Origin of the sequence: Prodigiosinella aquatilis (assembly GCA_030388725.1) — a bacterium.
Taxonomy (GTDB): Bacteria; Pseudomonadota; Gammaproteobacteria; order Enterobacterales; family Enterobacteriaceae; genus Prodigiosinella; species Prodigiosinella aquatilis.
This window is the reverse complement of the sequence record CP128857.1, coordinates 1,964,332-1,983,581: the sequence shown is the minus strand read 5'-3', so window position 1 is coordinate 1,983,581 and position 19,250 is coordinate 1,964,332. Positions and strand designations below refer to the sequence as shown.

Below are 19,250 nucleotides of genomic sequence, written 5' to 3'. Positions count from 1 at the left end.
CACCACAATAACTTACTACCGTTTCAGGTTAAGCGGCAAGAGCCACTTAACCCACCGTGATTACTCGCCTTTTGCTGCTTTGAACGCTTCAGCCATCGCGCTGGAGAAGTTGTTTTCTTCCTGCTTGCTGCTGCTGCTATTCACAGAAGCGATAGCGTCTTTCTCGTCAGCTTCGTCTTTAGCACGAACAGACAGGCTAACAACGCGGTTTTTACGATCAACACCAGTATATTTCGCTTCAACGCTGTCACCAACGTTCAGAACCAGAGTTGCATCTTCAACGCGATCACGAGAAGCTTCAGAAGCACGCAGATAACCTTCAACGCCGTCAGCTAATTCAACTGTAGCACCTTTGGCGTCAACTGCAGTAACTTTCCCCGTAACAATTGCACCTTTCTTGTTTACAGACAGGTAGTTATTGAACGGATCTTCCGCCAGTTGTTTCACACCCAGGGAGATACGCTCACGTTCTGCGTCAACCTGTAGTACAACAGCTGCGATTTCGTCGCCTTTCTTGTATTCACGAACCGCTTCTTCACCTGCAACGTTCCAGGAGATATCAGACAGGTGAACCAGACCATCAATGCCGCCATCCAGACCGATGAAGATACCGAAGTCGGTAATAGACTTGATCTTGCCTTCTACACGGTCATTCTTGTTGTGAGTTTCAGCGAACAGCTGCCACGGGTTGGATTTACACTGTTTCAGGCCCAGGGAAATACGACGACGTTCTTCATCGATATCCAGAACCATAACTTCCACAACATCGCCCACGTTAACCACTTTGGACGGATGGATGTTTTTGTTAGTCCAATCCATTTCAGAAACGTGTACCAGACCTTCAACGCCTTCTTCGATTTCCACGAAGCAGCCGTAATCAGTCAAATTGGTCACGCGACCAGTCAGGCGAGTGCTTTCCGGATAACGTTTGGCAATAGCTACCCACGGATCTTCGCCCAGTTGTTTCAGGCCCAGAGATACACGAGTACGTTCGCGGTCGAACTTCAGCACCTTAACGGTGATTTCGTCGCCCACATTGACGATTTCGCTCGGATGTTTAACACGTTTCCAAGCCATATCAGTAATATGCAGCAAGCCATCAACGCCGCCCAAGTCAACGAATGCACCGTAGTCAGTAAGGTTCTTGACGATACCTTTGACTTCCATGCCTTCTTGCAGGTTTTCCAGCAGTTGATCGCGTTCAGCGCTGTTTTCAGATTCGATAACGGCACGACGGGAAACAACAACGTTGTTGCGTTTTTGATCCAGCTTGATTACTTTGAACTCAAGCTCTTTGCCTTCCAGATGAAGCGTATCACGTACCGGACGTACATCTACCAGAGAACCCGGCAGGAACGCGCGAATACCGTTCAGCTCGACAGTGAAACCACCTTTCACTTTACCGTTGATAATACCGGTAACCGTAGCTGCTTCTTCGTAAGCTTTTTCCAGCACTACCCATGATTCGTGACGTTTCGCTTTTTCACGAGACAGCAGGGTTTCACCGAAACCGTCTTCTACTGCGTCCAGAGCTACATCTACTTCATCGCCAACCTGGATTTCCAACTCGCCTTGGGCGTTTTTGAATTGCTCTATCGGAATAGCAGATTCAGATTTCAGACCGGCATCAACCAGTACGATATCTTTATCAATAGCAACAACAACACCGCGCACGATGGAACCAGGACGGGTTTCAATTTCTTTCAGGGATTCTTCAAAGAGTTGAGCAAAAGATTCTGTCATGTTGATAATCTTAGGGTTTTTAAATTTAACGTCCATCTGGCATCCTGCTCAATGGGGTTGTTTAACATACCTCGCTGCAAGTCCTTACTGTGAGGTTGATATTCATTGTTTTTCGTCGCTCAGACTAAAACCTGACGCACGTACGCCAGTGCCCGTTCAACGACTTCATCCAGTGCCATATCTGTTGAATCCAGCACCAAAGCATCTGGGGCTGGCACCAGCGGCGCAACAGAGCGAGTCCGGTCACGGTTATCCCGTTCCTTTATCTCGGACAAAAGACGTTCAAAGTTAACACTAAAGCCACTTTCCTGCAACTGTAGCATGCGGCGTTGCGCACGTTCTTCCGCGCTGGCATCTAAAAATATTTTTACTGCCGCATCGGGAAACACCACTGTTCCCATATCCCGGCCATCAGCAACTAATCCTGGCGCTTCACGAAACGCCCGCTGGCGGCGCAACAACGCCTCTCGCACCCGAGGAAAGGCGGCCGTCTGAGATGCCGTGTTGCCCACCGCTTCAGTTCTGATTTCATTACTGACATCTTCACCTTCAAGAATGATCTTCAACTGCCCATTCTCTGGGATAAACCGTACATCCAGATGAGTTGCCAAGGGAACCAGGGCGTCTTCCGCAGTGATATCCACCTGATGATGCAGTGCTGCCAGCGCCAGTACCCGATAAATCGCACCGGAATCCAGCAGGTTCCACTGCAAAGCCTCTGCCAGCCCTTTGCATAAAGTACCTTTGCCCGCGCCACTCGGTCCGTCGACCGTAATCACTGGTGCAGTCGCCACCATTTCATTCTCCTTCAGGGAAAAACAATCCCGTCATTGTGTAGACAATATGGTAGAGCATTATACGCATCTCTGGCGATAATCGTTAAATTAAAGACTTATCCTCGCAATAAATAGGGCAAAATCCGAAGAGGACGGAGGAAAAAACTATGCCCAGGGTATTCACCCACCCTGGACATTTTGGGTTACACGTGTTGACTCAGCCGTTCCAACTGGTCGAAATAGTCCGGGAAAGTCTTCGCTGTGCATTTCGGGTCCATAATTGTGACAGGCGTGTCAGATAACGCTACCAACGAAAAACACATTGCCATGCGATGATCATTGTAAGTAGCAATGCTTGCCGCCTGTAGCTGTTGTGGCGGCGTAATACGGATGTAATCCTCACCTTCTTCAACCTCGGCACCGACTTTGCGTAATTCTGTCGCCATCGCAGCTAATCGATCGGTCTCTTTTACGCGCCAGTTATAGATGTTCCGCAGGGTGGTTGTTCCCCCCTGAGCAAATAGTGCAGTAGTCGCAATCGTCATAGCCGCATCGGGAATATGATTCATATCCATGTCAATAGCATGAAGTTCACCACGTTGGCATTCGATATAATCGTTACCCCAGCGGATTTTCGCGCCCATTTTTTCCAGTACATCAGCAAAACGGATATCACCTTGCACACTGTTACGACCCACGCCGGTTACGCGGACTGTCCCGCCCTTGATCGCGGCCGCAGCCAGAAAATAGGATGCTGAGGACGCATCACCTTCCACCAGATAATCACCTGGGGAACGATAATGTTGATTCCCGGTCACCATAAAGTGCTGGTAATTATCGTTATCCACCTCAATTCCGAAGGCTTTCATCATATGTAGCGTGATGTCGATATAAGGTTTGGATACCAGCTCACCTTTGATACTGATCCGGGTGTCGTTTTCCGCCAGCGGTGCCATCATCAGAAGTGCTGTCAGAAATTGGCTGGAAACGCTGCCATCGACACTGATTTCTCCGCCCTGAAAACCGCCGTAAAGACGCAGAGGCGGATAGTTTTCCTGCTCCAGATAATCAATCCTTGCACCACCTTGACGTAACGCGTCCACCAAATGGCCGATGGGGCGCTCTTTCATTCGCGGTTCACCCGTCAGCACAATGTCACCGGCAGTCAGGCATAGCGCGGCGGCCAGCGGACGCATTGCCGTACCGGCATTTCCCAGAAACAACTCTAGCGGAGTCTCAACCGTGAACGCGGTTCCCAGCCCAATGATGTCACACCGGGTACGATCGTCTGAGAGTTGATAACTGACACCCATTGCTTGCAGGGCATTGAGCATGTGACGCACATCGTCACTATCCAGCAGATTGGTCAGGTGGGTAGTGCCTTCAGCTAGCGCAGCCAGTAACAATGCACGATTGGATACGCTTTTCGAACCGGGCAAATTGAGGATACCATTAACTAATTTAATAGGATGTAGAGTCAGGGATTCCTGCATGTGAAACACATTCTCCAAAAGCATTGATATAAAAACCCCGGCAACACAACCGGGGATTTTTAAATAACAGCGACGCTGTCGGTTCAGAATGAAGATAACCGTTCTGATGCTACACGGTGTCATTTCCGCATAAGCGAGGATTTATCAACAATATACCCACATCAGATTGAAACCCTGCCTCAGCAGGGAGACGAAACCTTTATCAGCAATCCCGGAACATCATCGCCTTGATGCGGGTTATCAGCCATGACGGCGTTCAAAATCGGCCATAAACTCAGTCAGTGCTTGCACACCAGCCAACGGCATCGCGTTGTAAATAGATGCGCGCATCCCTCCCACTACTCGGTGACCTTTCAGCGCATGCAGATCTGCGGCCTGAGCCTCCTGCAAGAACAGGCTGTCCAACGCCGAATCTGCCAGCAGGAACGGAATGTTCATGCGTGAACGGTTAGCGGGTGACACATCATTGCGATAGAAGCCACTGCCATCAATCGTAGAATAGAGCAAATCAGCTTTTGCCTGATTGCGTTTCTCCATATCAATCAAGCCGCCTTGTTCTTTCAACCACTTGAATACCATACCGGAAAGATACCAGGCAAACGTTGGCGGAGTATTGAACATGGAGTCGTTATCCGCCAGCACTTTATAATCCAGAATAGAAGGCAGCTCACGACGTGCCTTGCCCAACAGATCGTCCCGCACGATGACCACCGTCAGCCCTGCCGGACCGATATTTTTCTGTGCGCCGGCATAAATGACACCGTAACGACTGACATCAATCGGACGGGACAGAATGCTGGAGGAATAGTCGGCTACCACAACTTTGTCGCCAAAATCAGGCTCTTCTTCGATAGCCAACCCATCAATAGTCTCATTCGGACAATAATGGACGAAGGCGGCATCATCAGACAGAGACCACTCACGCATCGGTTTTACTGCGCGCAGACCATCAATCCGGGTTTTAACATCAATAGTGTTCGGCGTGCAGTATTTTTCCGCTTCATTAATAGCGCTGTGTGCCCAATAGCCGCCGTCAATATAATCAGCGTTATCTCGGCTACCGAGAATATTGAGCGGCACAGCGGCAAATTGCGCACGCGCACCACCGTGGCAGAATAACACCTTATAGTTGGGAGGGACTTTCATCAAATCACGTAAATCTTGTTCGGATTCTTTGGCAACCTGAATAAATTCTTTGCTACGGTGGCTGATTTCCATCACCGAAGTACCCAGGCCATGCCAATTGCATAATTCCTGTTCTGCCCGACGTAACACTTCTACCGGCAACATTGCTGGACCGGCACTAAAATTGAAAACTTGAGTCATGTCCCCTCACCACATATCTATAACCGCGACCATATTTAGCACATTCGTGCCGCCGCATTTGTTTTTGCCCTGCTACCGGTTTTATCACTCGGCTTACGCTCCTGCAACGCTTATTACGCACTGTAGACGAAAACTTTAGCACCGTATTCAGCGATCTTCCTCACTGTTACCTATCTGTTACAGAATAAATAGAGTCAGCACGCAAAAGCCCGTATTATGCGGTTTCTATTTAAAATATCACCGAGTGAGAGCCATGACTCAAACGTTTATCCCAGGCAAAGACGCCGCCCTGGAAGATTCCATCGCCCGTTTTCAACAACAGCTCCTCAATCTGGGGTTTAACATCGAAGAAGCCTCATGGCTGAATCCGGTTCCTAATGTTTGGTCAGTACACATCCGTGATCGCGACTGCGCGTTGTGCTTCACCAATGGTAAAGGCGCGACGAAAAAGGCAGCATTGGCCTCCGCGCTGGGTGAGTATTTTGAGCGACTGTCTACCAACTATTTTTTTGCTGATTTCTATCTGGGCAAGGAGATTGCCGAAGGCGATTTCGTGCACTATCCAGATGAAAAATGGTTTGTGCTACCGGAAGATGACACCCTGCCGGACGGTATTCTGGATGCGCGCCTGCGCGCCTTTTACGATCCCGAGCAAGAACTGGTAGCCAGCGACCTGATCGATCTGCAATCCGGTAACGCCGCCCGCGGCATCTGCGCGCTGCCCTTTACCCGTCAGTCCGATCAGCAAACGATTTATATTCCGATGAATATCATCGGTAATCTGTATGTTTCCAACGGCATGTCCGCCGGTAATACCGCCAATGAGGCCCGGGTTCAGGCGCTTTCCGAAGTTTTTGAGCGTTATGTGAAAAACCGGATTATTGCGGAATCTATCAGTCTGCCGGAAATTCCATCTGCGGTTCTGGCTCGCTATCCCACCGTGATTGAAGCGATTGCCGCACTGGAAAAAGAAGGCTTCCCGATTTTTGCCTATGACGCTTCTCTCGGTGGTCAGTATCCGGTCATTTGTGTCGTACTGTTTAACCCCGATAACGGTACCTGTTTCGCCTCTTTCGGCGCACACCCGGATTTTGGCGTGGCACTGGAACGTACCGTAACCGAACTGTTGCAAGGGCGGAGTCTGAAGGATTTAGACGTATTTACGCCCCCTACTTTTGATAGCGACGAAGTCGCAGAACACACCAATCTGGAAACCCATTTTATCGATTCCAGCGGTCTGATTTCCTGGGACATGTTCCGACAAAAAGCCGACTATGATTTTGCTGACTGGGATTTCAGTGGCACGACCGAGCAGGAATTTGTCACGCTGATGTCCATTTTCCGCAAGGAAAATAAAGACGTGTATATCGCCGACTACGAGCATCTTGCTGTGTATGCCTGCCGAATCCTGGTGCCGGGTATGTCTGACATTTACCCGGCCGAAGATCTATGGCTGGCCAACAGCAGCATGGGCGCACATCTGCGGGATACATTGCTGACATTGCCTGACAGCCAGTGGGAACCACAGAATTATCTGGAATTACTACAACAACTGGATGATGAAGGGCTGGACGATTTCACTCGGGTACGTGAGCTGCTGGGTATTGCCTCCGGCAAAGATAACGGCTGGTTCACATTGCGCATTGGTGAACTGAAAGCCATGCTCGCGCTCGCGGGTGGCGATCGGGATCTGGCGCTGAGTTGGGTCGAATGGTCGCAGGACTTCAATCAGTCTGTTTTCAGTGCCGAACGCAGCAACTATTACCGTTGTTTGCGCACACTACTGCAACTGGCACTCGAACCAGAACGCGATCCGGCACAGTATTATGATGCTTTCGTAAAAATGTACGGACAGGATGCGGTAGATGTCGCCAGCGCAGCCATCGCCGGGGAACAGTGTTTCCATGGGTTGTTTGCGATAGATGCCGAGTTGAAGGCATTGCCTGCGCATCAGTCACTGCTGGCCGCCTACGAGAAGCTACAAAAGGTTAAACGTAAGCATTGGCAAAAGCAGTAGTCGCTCTGCATATCGATAGTGCTAACCGCGGCAAGCGCCTGTACCCCAGGCGCTTGCCATTTTTTTCGTAAAATAGAATAACCATGCGCCGTAAAGAATACATTCCCATTAGCGATGTTTTTATTTTACACTTCTGCATATTCTTTTTTTTATCGTCAATTAACCTTGTTTTTATTATGGTTAATTTTACTTTTCTGACGACATGTCATTATTTATTTACCGCCATTTCGTTTGATGAAAATATGCTGACAGCAATATTGTTAGCAAATGGTGAACAAATAATTAAATATCGTCGAAGTAGCAAACTGAATTACTACAAAAACTTATTTTTTTTAACGCTTGTTCGGCATTGAAGATCGGGTTAATTCAACTCTTTTTGTAAAAATTAAAAAAAAATTTTATTTTTATTTTTCATATAATTAGGCATGAAAATAAGGATTAAACCTCGCTTGATAGCCCCAATAGTTTCTGCCAATATGATCCATATCAATTTTCGGATTATACTGCTTTGTTAATATCTCGACGCTGATAAATTTTAAGAGAGAGTTAGTGTGAAAGCTGACAACCCCTTCACATTGTTATTACCTGCCGCCATGGCGAAAGCTGCTGAAGATGCCGGCGTTTATAAAGCGACAAAACAGCCGCTTACTACTTTTTATCTGGCAATTACTGCTGGTGTTTTTATCTCTATTGCATTTGTTTTTTATATTACCGCCACCACTGGATCAAGCGCTATGCCATTTGGTGTGGCAAAATTGATTGGCGGCATCTGCTTTTCTCTCGGGCTGATGTTGGTGGTAGTCTGTGGTGCAGACTTGTTCACTTCGACGGTGCTGATCGTCATTGCCAAGGCCAGTGGCCGAATCACCTGGAAACAACTCGCCCTCAACTGGATAAACGTGTACGTCGGCAACTTGATCGGTGCCCTATTCTTTGTTGCATTAATCTGGTTTTCTGGTGAACACATGGTGGCGAACGGATCCTGGGGGCTGAATGTTATGCAAACAGCCAACCATAAACTGGAACATACCTTTGTCCAGGCGCTCTGCCTCGGTATTTTGGCTAATCTGATGGTCTGCCTGGCCGTATGGATGAGTTATTCCGGCCGCAGCCTGACCGACAAGATGTTCGCCATGATCCTGCCGGTTGCCATGTTTGTGGCCAGCGGCTTTGAACACAGCATCGCTAATATGTTTATGATTCCGATGGGGATCGTGGTGAAGAACTTCGCCTCTGCCGAATTCTGGCATGCCATCGGTATGGTACCCACACAATTTGAGCATTTAACCGTTAGTAACTTTATTACTAATAACCTGATTCCAGTCACGATCGGCAACATTATTGGTGGGGGGTTGATGGTAGGCTTGACCTATTGGGTTATTTATTTGCGCGGTGGAGAAAAGCACTAAGGTGCTATCGGCCGCAACATCGGGTTCTAAGAAATCCATATCTAAAGGTAGGTGTAAAATGACCGAGCTGAATGAAAAATTGGCCAGTGCATGGCAAGGCTTTAGCAAAGGTGAATGGCAGGATGGAGTTAACGTTCGTGACTTCATTCAGAAAAACTACACGCCGTATGAAGGTAATGAATCGTTCCTGGCTGGTGCCACCAAAGCGACGACTGCGCTGTGGGATCAGGTAATGGAAGGTGTTAAACAGGAAAACCGCACTCACGCGCCTGTTGATTTCGATACCGATATAGCCGCCACCATCACGTCTCATGATGCGGGCTACATCAACAAGAATCTGGAAAAAATCGTTGGTTTGCAGACTGATGCTCCACTGAAACGTGCACTTATTCCGTTTGGTGGCATCAAAATGATTGAAGGTTCCTGTAAGGTCTATGGCCGCGAATTGGATCCGCAACTGAAGAAAATCTTCACCGAATACCGTAAAACGCACAACCAGGGCGTATTTGATGTTTATACCCCAGATATCCTGCGTTGCCGTAAATCCGGTATTCTGACCGGCTTGCCAGACGCCTATGGCCGTGGCCGTATCATCGGTGACTACCGCCGCATCGCGCTGTACGGTATTGATTACCTGATGAAAGACAAGTTTGCCCAGTTCACTTCTTTGCAGTCCAGACTGGAAAACGGTGAAGATCTGGAAGCAACCATCCGTCTGCGTGAAGAAATTGCTGACCAGCATCGTGCCCTGGGCCAGATTAAAGAAATGGCGGCCAAATATGGTTGCGACATTTCAGGTCCGGCTACCAATGCATGTGAAGCTGTTCAGTGGACTTACTTCGGCTACCTGGCTGCGGTTAAGTCTCAGAACGGTGCAGCGATGTCCTTCGGCCGCGTGTCCAGCTTCCTGGATATCTTTATTGAACGCGATCTGAAAGCAGGCAAAATCACTGAAGAACAGGCTCAGGAACTGGTCGACCATTTAGTGATGAAACTGCGTATGGTACGTTTCCTGCGTACGCCAGAATATGATGAACTGTTCTCAGGCGACCCAATCTGGGCAACCGAGTCTTTGGGTGGTATGGGCCTGGATGGTCGTACTCTGGTTACCAAAAACAGCTTCCGTTTCCTGAATACCCTATACACCATGGGGCCATCACCGGAACCAAACATCACAATTCTGTGGTCTGAAAAACTCCCGCTGAACTTCAAGAAATTTGCCGCCAAAGTGTCCATCGATACCTCTTCTCTGCAATATGAGAATGATGATCTGATGCGTCCTGACTTCAACAGCGATGACTACGCTATTGCCTGTTGTGTCAGCCCGATGGTGGTTGGTAAACAAATGCAGTTCTTCGGTGCCCGTGCAAACCTGGCAAAAACCATGCTGTACGCTATTAACGGCGGTGTGGACGAAAAAATGAAAATGCAGGTTGGTCCTAAATCTGCGCCTATCATGAGTGATGTGCTGGACTTTGATGAAGTGTTGGAACGTATGGATCACTTCATGGACTGGCTGGCTAAACAGTATGTCACTGCGTTGAACATCATTCATTACATGCATGACAAGTACAGCTACGAAGCCGCTTTGATGGCACTGCATGACCGTGACGTCTATCGCACCATGGCTTGTGGTATCGCTGGTCTGTCTGTAGCAGCTGACTCCTTGTCTGCCATCAAGTATGCCAAAGTCAAACCGATCCGTGACGAAGACGGCCTGGCTATCGACTTTGACATCGAAGGTGAATACCCGCAGTTCGGTAACAACGACTCACGCGTTGATGACCTGGCCTGTGACCTGGTTGAACGTTTCATGAAGAAAATTCAGAAACTGACTACCTACCGTGGCGCGGTACCGACCCAGTCCATACTGACCATTACGTCTAACGTAGTTTACGGTAAGAAAACCGGTAACACTCCAGATGGTCGTCGCGCTGGCGCTCCGTTCGGACCCGGTGCCAACCCGATGCACGGCCGTGACCAGAAAGGTGCTGTTGCTTCGCTGACCTCTGTTGCCAAACTGCCGTTCGCCTATGCTAAAGATGGTATTTCTTACACCTTCTCTATCGTTCCGAATGCGTTGGGTAAAGATGATGATGTGCGTAAATCCAACCTGGCAGGTTTGATGGATGGTTACTTCCATCATGAAACCAGCATTGAAGGCGGTCAGCACCTGAACGTGAACGTGATGAACCGTGAAATGCTGCTTGATGCGATGGAAAACCCGGAAAAATATCCGCAGTTGACTATTCGCGTATCAGGTTATGCCGTGCGGTTTAACTCACTGACCAAAGAACAACAGCAAGACGTTATTACCCGTACCTTCACTAAGTCTATGTAATTGGCTGACTGATACGGTGTAAATACTCAGGCTCCACTTTGGTGGAGCCTTTTTTTTCATGCACGGTCAGAGAAACACGGTCAGAGGCAAAGATACCCTGAAAATACCTGTTTTCACCATTTCAATGCAGATTTGCCACGCATTTTATGCCGAATAGAGGTAAAATTCAGACGTTGTGAATCTCCGGTGCATTCCGTAATTCAATCGTTCCTGCTCTAGTATGTCTTTTGCTTCGGAACGCTGGCTGATGCCACGCTCCTTAGCTCAATGAGAGGAATGCCACTATACTGTCCACAATGCTGAACCTGTTGGTGTCACTGATTATCTATGAATGAGTTAACCCAGAGCGTTACCCTTGAGTCTCCTGAAGCAACCAATGCCACCCCCGTGGTGAAAGGTCGCATCCACTCTTATGAATCCTGCGGCACCGTTGATGGCCCGGGAATTCGTTTCATTGTCTTTTTCCAGGGTTGTCTGATGCGTTGCCTGTATTGCCATAACCGCGATACCTGGGATACTCACGGTGGCAAGGAAATTACCGTTGACGAGTTGATGAAAGAAGTCGTGACCTACCGGCATTTCATGAATGCATCCGGTGGCGGCGTTACCGCTTCTGGCGGTGAAGCCATTTTACAGGCCGAATTTGTGCGTGACTGGTTCCGCGCCTGTAGAGAACAAGGTATTACTACCTGTCTGGATACCAATGGTTATGTCCGCCGTTACGACCCGGTGATTGACGAATTGCTGGATGTTACCGATTTGGTCATGCTGGATCTGAAACAGATGGATGACAGTGTTCATCAGAATCTGGTTGGCGTGTCCAATCACCGTACACTGGACTTCGCCCGCTATCTGGCCAAGCGCAACCAGCGGACCTGGATCCGTTCCGTCGTCGTTCCCGGTTGGACTGATGATGACAGGTCAGTCCATATGCTGGGGGAATTTACCAAAGATATGTCCAACATTGAAAAAATTGAGCTGCTGCCCTACCACGAATTGGGAAAACACAAATGGGTGGCAATGGGCGAAGAATACAAACTTGACGGGGTAAATCCACCCAAAACCGATACTATGGATCGGGTAAAGGCCATCCTCGCCAGTTACGGCCATAAAGTCATCTACTGATGTACGGCGGGGCGGGGCCGGCCCCATAACCCATAAATCACCATGCCAACCAGTATCCCATCCAGCGAACTCACGGTAGTCATTGTCAGCAGATTAAAAAAATCCGGCGATGTGAGCAGACTAACCCCGCTACCGCCACACCAGGCGGCCATTGCGGTAGGGTTCAGCGATGAAACCTGTGGGGCATTTTGCATCAAACGCGACGCTCCCCAGACATAATATTCCACCAGATACACACCGGCGACGGGCGAGATCAGCACCCCCAGCAACGATAGAAACGGGGTAAAGTTGTGAACCATGCCATTACGTGCCAATAACAGGCCGGCGACAGCCAATAACACCACCAGTACCGGACGCGGTAATCTCCTGACCACCACAGACAATCCCAGTGCGGCCGAAACCAGATTGCCACTGTTAGTCGTCCATTGAGCCAGTATCAGCACCACAATCGCGGAGATTCCCAGCCCGATGCTGAAAAATATTTCAATCAAATCATTGCTTCCCACCAAACGGGCTAATATCAAAGCAACCAGAATGGTGGCACTGTTACCGAAAAAGAACCCCAATCCGGCGCCCAACAGCGCATCATGTCGCGTTTTGGCATAACGAGCGATATCCGGTGCCATCACCGCCGCTACAATCCAGATTGAGACAACATAGGAAATGGCGGCCCCCATACTGATCGGCGCTTTCACTGCCATCAAGGGTGGCGAGCCCTGAACGCCTGCCGCCGCAACGATCCCGGAAACAATCAGTATCATCATCAGCGGTACGCTGAACATACTGAGTTTTCCCAATGCGCTGACACCCCAGATAGCCGTTAGCGCCATCAACGTCATACCAAAAATCAGAATTGGTAGTCGGCCGGAATCAAACTGATAATGTAACAACGCTTTTTGTAGCATCATGCCGAAGAAATCGAGCTGAAAAGCAAACCAGCCGAGGAGTGAAAGCGCGGCTATCAGCCCAATCAATTTGCCACCCAAACGGCCAAACACCGAGATACATAGTAGTGTGGTAGACACTCCGCAGCCATAACCGACATTGGCACACAAGGCCGCGATGACACCCAGTAATGCCGATCCGATCAGGGTTGCGCCGACAGCCTGAGGAAACAACAGTCCGCTGCTTAGAAACGTACCCAAAAAAAGACCCGAAATATCGAGTCCCATCGCCACCCAGATAAGTGTGATCACATACCAGCGTTTACGCGCGGTCTGTGGTACAATTTCGTATTCAAAATCATAGGGTTGTCGTTTTGACGGCAACGTTTCAGGTGCGGTATTTCCTTGAGACATAATTCCCCAATAACAATACAGGGTAAATAATTAGCGTAGAATAAGTATTTTATAGTTCAGACAGCAGATGACATAGAACAATTCTGCCGCCATTCGACGGCAGAATTGTTAATGAAAAACCCTGGGATGGCGCATAAACCACATTTTTTTGTGGTAACTGCCTCAAACAGAGACAGTCTGAGCGTAACATAATGGGTAATTACATCGATTAAAATGAATTTATTTCAATGTTAACATCTAAATTATTTATGTTTATCAGAGACACTATATGCGCTTAGACAAACTTGAAATCCGCTGGCTGAAGCTTTTTTGTAAAATCGTGGAAAAACAGGGCATCACCAATGCTCAGGATACCACCGGGCTCAGCCAGCCGGTGTTAAGCCACTATCTTTCCCGATTGGAAGACACACTGGGGCTGATACTGTGTGAACGTGGTCGTGGTGGCTTTTCTCTGACCACCGAGGGTGAGATGGTTTATCAGGAAGCCAAATCGGTAATTGCCACACTGGATGATTTTGCTAATCGGTTGGCCAGGATTAAACACGAACTGATTGGTGAAGTCCGCATCGGATGCCTGGATAATATTGTCTCTCATCCGGCTCAAGCTGTCTCCAAGGCTATCCGCACGCTTTACGATCTCAGTCCAGAAGCATCAGCGCACCTCAAAATCAGCGACTATCACTCCTTGATAGAACAACTGAAAAACGGCGATCTCGATGTGATGTTGACGGTACTGCCGGATGATGTTCCACCAGATATTTTTTTCCAGCCGGCGTTTACCGAGCACAGCTCTTTTTATGTGGCCAGCGAGCACGCCGTGCGCGTTGAACGGGAATGGCAGGAAGGCACCCTAAATCCCCGACGACTGTTAATAGGCGGTTACGCACTGAACGAAATTTGTAAAAAACTAGGTCCCGTTGCCAAACAAGGTTTGCAAAATACTACCTGGAACGAAGAAGGCAACTTACTGCTGCTACTGGCGGGGACACATATGGGATTCTTGCCGGATCACTATGCTACGAGTTGGGTTAAGGCTGGCCGACTCACAGCCATTGCCCCTGACCGGCTGAACCTGACCAGTATTTTTTACCTGGTGCGCAATGTCAAGTACCGCCTAAGCCCGGTAGCGGAAGTGCTGTGGAATAGCATTATTGAAGCCGGTCGGCCTTCGTTAACCGAAAAATCAAACTAGCCTTAGGCAGTGGCAAACGGTTTGGGATGGTGATCGCCCTTCTTCAACAGCATGACCAGATAGCAGGAAGAAACGGCGGCAATCAGCACAAACAACAACTTATCGGAGTAGTTTTGCATCAACATTGCCGCCATCCCCGGACCACATAAACTACCGATGGTATAACTGAGCAACAGCGCCTGGTTCATCGCCACCAGTTCATCTGGCAAAACTTTTTCACATGCCCAGGACATAGCCACCGGATACAGGGTAAAACCAGCGCATCCCAGAATAAACAGCGCCGGCACCATCACATAGTGACTGACACCCAGCATCACCAGACAACCGACAATCACGGCAAAGACCAATACCCGCAGCACCAGTAAGCGGCCATACCGATCGGCCATCTTGCCTATCGGCCACTGCCCGACAATCCCGGCACTGATCAGCAACGCCATCCAATAACCTACCTGGGAATCACTCATGCCCTGATGAGATAAATACAACGGCATCAACCCATATAGCGATCCGAGAATAACACCGGAAATGACGCATCCATGGATACCCAACCTGGCGTGACGGTATTTCATCATCCGCCATAAGTTAACATGATGTGTGACGGGTTGCGGCGGTGGGATCATGGTAAACAGTAACGGAAGCGATGCCAGCACAACCAGCGATACCACCCACGGCAATACGCTGAATATATTGGTAGGCAGAATGCTCAGCAATAATTGCCCGACCACACTCCCCAGATAATAGGCAATCATATAAGCAGCCAACAGCTGTCCGCGGTTGACTGACGTTCCACTGCACAGCAGCGCACTTTCCACTATCACCCAAATCAGCGCACAACCCACACCAGCGATAAAACGCCACAGCAACCAGTTCCAGATATCTGGTGACAGCACCAGCGCCGCCGAGGCAATGCCAAACAACAGAGAGGCAAAATAATAACTGCGGTTAAATCCGCAATAGCGAATTAATTTCCCGGCAATCAGCGTTCCCAGTAAATTTCCGCTGAAATAGAAAGACCCAACCATCCCCACTTGCCAGACTGAAACTCGTTGATAGTTAAGCCATAATGGTACCAGCGTATTCAACACAGCAATACATACCGTCAACAGCAAAAGACTGCTGAGCAGCAACAAAACTGGACGCGTGTAGGTGGACATGGGAACAGGTGACCGAGAAGAGATGATGATTTGCGCGCATCATGCCACTGGCAAAAATAAAGTCAATCGACACCCAACAGTGTGCCGCACAATTTGTTCATCACCAGGGAAAATCGGAGATGGAGGGTAGCCCATTATCCCGACGAGTATTGATGATACTTCATCCCTACAGTTTCATCGGTATTATCCACCATGGCTTACTCTCTCTTGCCTATGGGGCAATTTTATTTCCAACTTTGCGATCAACAATCAGAGAAAATTTTGCCTTGGTCCCCTAACTCTCAGGAAATAGGTAATAATATGAAAATAGCGCTACGTAATTCAGCGAGTTATCGTCGCTTTCCTCGGCAAGCAGGGATTTCAGACGCAACGACATCCGGCACCTCATTTTAACCAGTTCGGCATACGGAGCAGATACATGAACACGCTACACTATATTTTTGACCCGCTATGCGGCTGGTGCTATGCCGCAGCGCCGTTGATACGCACTGCACGTAAAATAGAGGGCCTGCCTATCATATTACATGCGGGCGGCATGATGACCGGGCCGGGCCGCCGCCGAATCACCGCCGAATGGCGCGACTATATTCAGCCTCACGATCGCCGCATCGCCCAGATAAGCGGTCAGCCTTTTGGCGATGGCTATTTCAATGGATTGTTGTGGGATATCACTGCCATCCTGGATTCAGAACCACCCATCACGGCGATTTTGGCAGCGGAAACGCTTGGCAAACGAGGGATCGATTTACTGGAACGATTGCAGAATGCACATTATGTAGAAGGATTGCGTATCTCCGACCTTCCAGTACTGATAAAAATGGTGGCGGAAATCGGTCTTGATGTAACGTCATTTGAAGCGGCCTACGCCCGCTGGTGCGGACTACCTACCCGAAAACATATTGAAGAAAGCCGTCTCTGGCTAACGCAATCGGGTGGTGCCGGTTTCCCAACGCTGGTGTTTGCCGTAGACGATATCTATACCACCATCAACATTGCCTCCTGGCTGGGACGCCCCGAGCAGTGGCATGATTATCTGACCAAACTGGTCGCCGATAACAAAGTGGAATGAATCCCGTCAAAAAGAATAACCGGTCTGAGGCGCACCCTGTCAGACCGGATTCCGGCTATTAATAAAACAGTGTTCTTTCGGTCAGGGTAATCTGGTAGCGTCCCTGCCAGTCCAGCAATGTCGTGCGGGTGAGCACAGCCAGTCCCTGGTAAAAAGGATGCTCAGCCCCTTGCTCCAGCAATTCGAGATAGCGCATAGCCCAAGGCAGCAAATGTTCAGACAGCAGCACCGGCACACCATCTGGCTGGTTTTCCGCACACCAGGCCGCCAACATCAACATCAGCCCGATATGATCTTCCGGGTCACGCTGCTCGCTCTGTGGTTCAATACCTTGCTGGCGTAACCATTCACGCAATGCCAATGTGGAATCACCAAACAGTACATTTTCCCGATCAAGATAAACCGACCCCCACGGCGGGGCCGGCAGCGCATAAGGGCCGATGAACAGTTTCTGCCAGGCATCGGACAGTTTTTCATCGTAACCCGTCTGTAAACCGTCATTAATCTGCTGTGCCGCTATGGCAATCTGCTCTGCATCACCACAAGGCCACATCTGATACCAATCATGCTGCCGTAGTTGGGAAAGCAGTTCAGCGTTACGCTCGTCATCCGGAGCGTAATACAACAATGCACCTAACATGCGACCAGTCAGACTAACGATCTGTTTTGTCATGGGAAACCTCACTTACAAAGAGGCGGAAATATCTTCCGCCACGCGGTTATCCAGCATCCAAACCATAGTATTTCCCTCTGGAGGACACCATAAGGCGGTATCTGAATTCTCATGCATCAGAATATTCACCGCTGTCATGCGTGCAAACCGCTTACCCTGCCACCGCCATTCCCACCGTCATATGCAAACCATAAAAGATGACCCGGCCCAATAACTCACCGCCGACCACCAACACCATGGCGCCTATCAGCCCACTCAATGCCGGTGTCTTACCGCGGGATAACGGATAAATCCAGCATCCCAGCCCGGCGACCAGCAGTATCAGCCGACCCAACTGAATATCACCATACAGTGGTATCAGCTGCGATGCCTGCTGGACCGAGCTGTGGATTTCCGCCAGTCCAGCCGTCTGCATCAGGTTAGCGGCAATACTGACTACCAGCCCCAACAAGCTGACCAGCGGCAACCAACGCATCAGGTTGTTCGTCTCTCCTGCCGCACGTAGCAGCAAATACCCCAGCAACGGCCCGCCAATCACGGCGGTCATGATAAAATGCACCGGCGTAAAGCTGTTGTACCAGGTCGGCACGGTGTCGATGTCATAGACATGAATCATCGCGTACATGTACACCAGCGCCGCTATCAGCGTGACCCATAGCCAGATCCGGCCAGCTACAGCCGGCAGTTTGCCTACAACAGACAACAACCAGTATAGTCCGCCAAGCGCCAAGAACAGGGAACCCGCAGCAATTTCATTGCTGAGTGACGACGATCCCAGTCGGTTCAGCGCGTTCATCGCCCGTAACGGCGACCCCAGGTGCAGGAACGACGCCACAAATCCCACCCCCATCAGCACCCACAGGAAAAACATCATCCGGTTAATACGTCGGGCCCGTTGCACATCCATGTCACTACTCAATAAGACCAGCGCCATCACGATAAACCCACCCGCCACACACTGTCCCAGTACGGTGAAGATCACCAGTGGCCATTCATACCATCCGCTTCCCATGTTACACCTCCCTCGGATTTGCCAGATAACCGGAAGTATCCCCTACCGGGCGGCTGTTAGGATTAGGTTTCAGTACAATATTGGGCTGCGTAAAATGAGCTTGTGGCAATGGGGCTATCTCCGCCAAGTCACCATATTTCGCCCGCAGCTCTTCGATTGGAGCCATATCCAGTGCCCGTAGCGGACAGGATTCCACGCAGATAGGCTTCTTGCCTTCCGCCACCCGCTGATAACACCCGTCACATTTGGTCATGTGTCCTTTTTGCGCATCAAACTGCGGCGCGCCATACGGGCAAGCCATTTCGCAATAGCGACAGCCGATGCACACCTCTTCATTGACCACTACAAAATTGTCCTCCTGCTTGTGCATGGCACCACTTGGGCACACCTTGACACAGGCAGGATCACTGCAATGGTTACAGGCAATGGAGAGATAATAGGCGAACACGTTCTGATGCCAGGTCTCACCATCCTGTTGCCAGTTTCCCCCGGCATATTCATAAATACGACGAAAATTCACATCCGGTGACAGGTTTTTAAAGTCTTTGCATGCCAGCTCGCAGGTTTTACAACCGGTACACCGATTTGAATCAATATAAAAACCATATTGCGTACTCATCGG

15 protein-coding genes are annotated in these 19,250 nt (G+C 49.5%); 6 read left to right on the top strand and 9 right to left on the bottom strand.

Annotated features, from left to right (window positions below; all coding sequences use genetic code 11):
• Positions 1-60: 60 nt before the first annotated feature.
• The 4 genes from rpsA to serC form a co-directional block, all read right to left on the bottom strand.
• Entirely contained in the window at positions 61-1,743 is a 1,683-nt protein-coding gene (gene rpsA / locus PCO85_09210; GenBank protein ID WJV56044.1) for a 30S ribosomal protein S1, read from the bottom strand.
• A 119-nt stretch (positions 1,744-1,862) separates the two neighbouring features.
• Positions 1,863-2,540, bottom strand: coding sequence for a (d)CMP kinase (gene cmk / locus PCO85_09205; GenBank protein ID WJV55543.1), 678 nt, complete (start codon positions 2,538-2,540; stop codon positions 1,863-1,865).
• A 182-nt stretch (positions 2,541-2,722) separates the two neighbouring features.
• Complete coding sequence (aroA, locus tag PCO85_09200) at positions 2,723-4,012, bottom strand: 3-phosphoshikimate 1-carboxyvinyltransferase (protein ID WJV55542.1); 1,290 nt, start codon at positions 4,010-4,012, stop codon at positions 2,723-2,725.
• A gap of 240 nt (positions 4,013-4,252) precedes the next feature.
• The gene (gene serC / locus PCO85_09195) at positions 4,253-5,338 is read right to left on the bottom strand and encodes a 3-phosphoserine/phosphohydroxythreonine transaminase (protein WJV55541.1); all 1,086 of its coding nucleotides are present in this window, start codon (positions 5,336-5,338) and stop codon (positions 4,253-4,255) included.
• Between the two features lie 253 nt (positions 5,339-5,591).
• On the opposite strand from serC, the gene ycaO reads away from it, so the two are divergent.
• The 4 genes from ycaO (at position 5,592) to pflA (ending at position 12,230) form a co-directional block, all read left to right on the top strand.
• Positions 5,592-7,355: a 30S ribosomal protein S12 methylthiotransferase accessory factor YcaO gene (gene ycaO / locus PCO85_09190; protein ID WJV55540.1), complete on the top strand. Its 1,764-nt coding sequence runs from the start codon at positions 5,592-5,594 to the stop codon at positions 7,353-7,355.
• A 551-nt stretch (positions 7,356-7,906) separates the two neighbouring features.
• Positions 7,907-8,764, top strand: coding sequence for a formate transporter FocA (focA, locus tag PCO85_09185; protein ID WJV55539.1), 858 nt, complete (start codon positions 7,907-7,909; stop codon positions 8,762-8,764).
• Between the two features lie 58 nt (positions 8,765-8,822).
• Positions 8,823-11,105, top strand: coding sequence for a formate C-acetyltransferase (pflB, locus tag PCO85_09180; protein WJV55538.1), 2,283 nt, complete (start codon positions 8,823-8,825; stop codon positions 11,103-11,105).
• Positions 11,106-11,495: 390 nt separating this feature from the next.
• Positions 11,496-12,230 (top strand): pyruvate formate lyase 1-activating protein, encoded by a 735-nt coding sequence (gene pflA, locus PCO85_09175; protein WJV56043.1) that lies wholly within the window; start codon positions 11,496-11,498, stop codon positions 12,228-12,230.
• On the opposite strand, the gene PCO85_09170 is transcribed toward pflA, so the two are convergent.
• Positions 12,224-13,528 carry a cytosine permease gene (locus PCO85_09170; protein WJV55537.1) on the bottom strand — a complete coding sequence of 435 codons (1,305 nt, stop codon included), beginning with the start codon at positions 13,526-13,528 and terminating at the stop codon, positions 12,224-12,226. The two genes, pflA and PCO85_09170, sit on opposite strands and share 7 nt — an antisense overlap.
• Before the next feature lie 268 nt (positions 13,529-13,796).
• Here PCO85_09170 and PCO85_09165 point away from each other — a divergent pair, with 268 nt between their 5' ends.
• Positions 13,797-14,720 (top strand): LysR family transcriptional regulator, encoded by a 924-nt coding sequence (locus tag PCO85_09165; GenBank protein ID WJV55536.1) that lies wholly within the window; start codon positions 13,797-13,799, stop codon positions 14,718-14,720.
• Positions 14,721-14,722: 2 nt separating this feature from the next.
• Here the strand turns inward: PCO85_09165 and PCO85_09160 are convergent, their stop codons facing one another.
• A complete protein-coding gene (locus PCO85_09160) occupies positions 14,723-15,874 on the bottom strand; it encodes an MFS transporter (GenBank protein ID WJV55535.1) in 1,152 nt (383 codons plus the stop codon).
• A gap of 418 nt (positions 15,875-16,292) precedes the next feature.
• On the opposite strand from PCO85_09160, the gene PCO85_09155 reads away from it, so the two are divergent.
• A complete protein-coding gene (locus tag PCO85_09155) occupies positions 16,293-16,943 on the top strand; it encodes a DsbA family protein (GenBank protein WJV55534.1) in 651 nt (216 codons plus the stop codon).
• A gap of 58 nt (positions 16,944-17,001) precedes the next feature.
• On the opposite strand, the gene dmsD is transcribed toward PCO85_09155, so the two are convergent.
• The 3 genes from dmsD to dmsB all read right to left on the bottom strand — a co-directional run bounded on the left by dmsD (position 17,002) and on the right by dmsB (position 19,247).
• Complete coding sequence (dmsD, locus tag PCO85_09150) at positions 17,002-17,616, bottom strand: Tat proofreading chaperone DmsD (protein WJV55533.1); 615 nt, start codon at positions 17,614-17,616, stop codon at positions 17,002-17,004.
• A gap of 151 nt (positions 17,617-17,767) precedes the next feature.
• Entirely contained in the window at positions 17,768-18,628 is an 861-nt protein-coding gene (locus PCO85_09145) for a dimethyl sulfoxide reductase anchor subunit (GenBank protein WJV55532.1), read from the bottom strand.
• A gap of 1 nt (position 18,629) precedes the next feature.
• Complete coding sequence (gene dmsB, locus PCO85_09140; protein WJV55531.1) at positions 18,630-19,247, bottom strand: dimethylsulfoxide reductase subunit B; 618 nt, start codon at positions 19,245-19,247, stop codon at positions 18,630-18,632.
• Positions 19,248-19,250 lie beyond the last annotated feature (3 nt).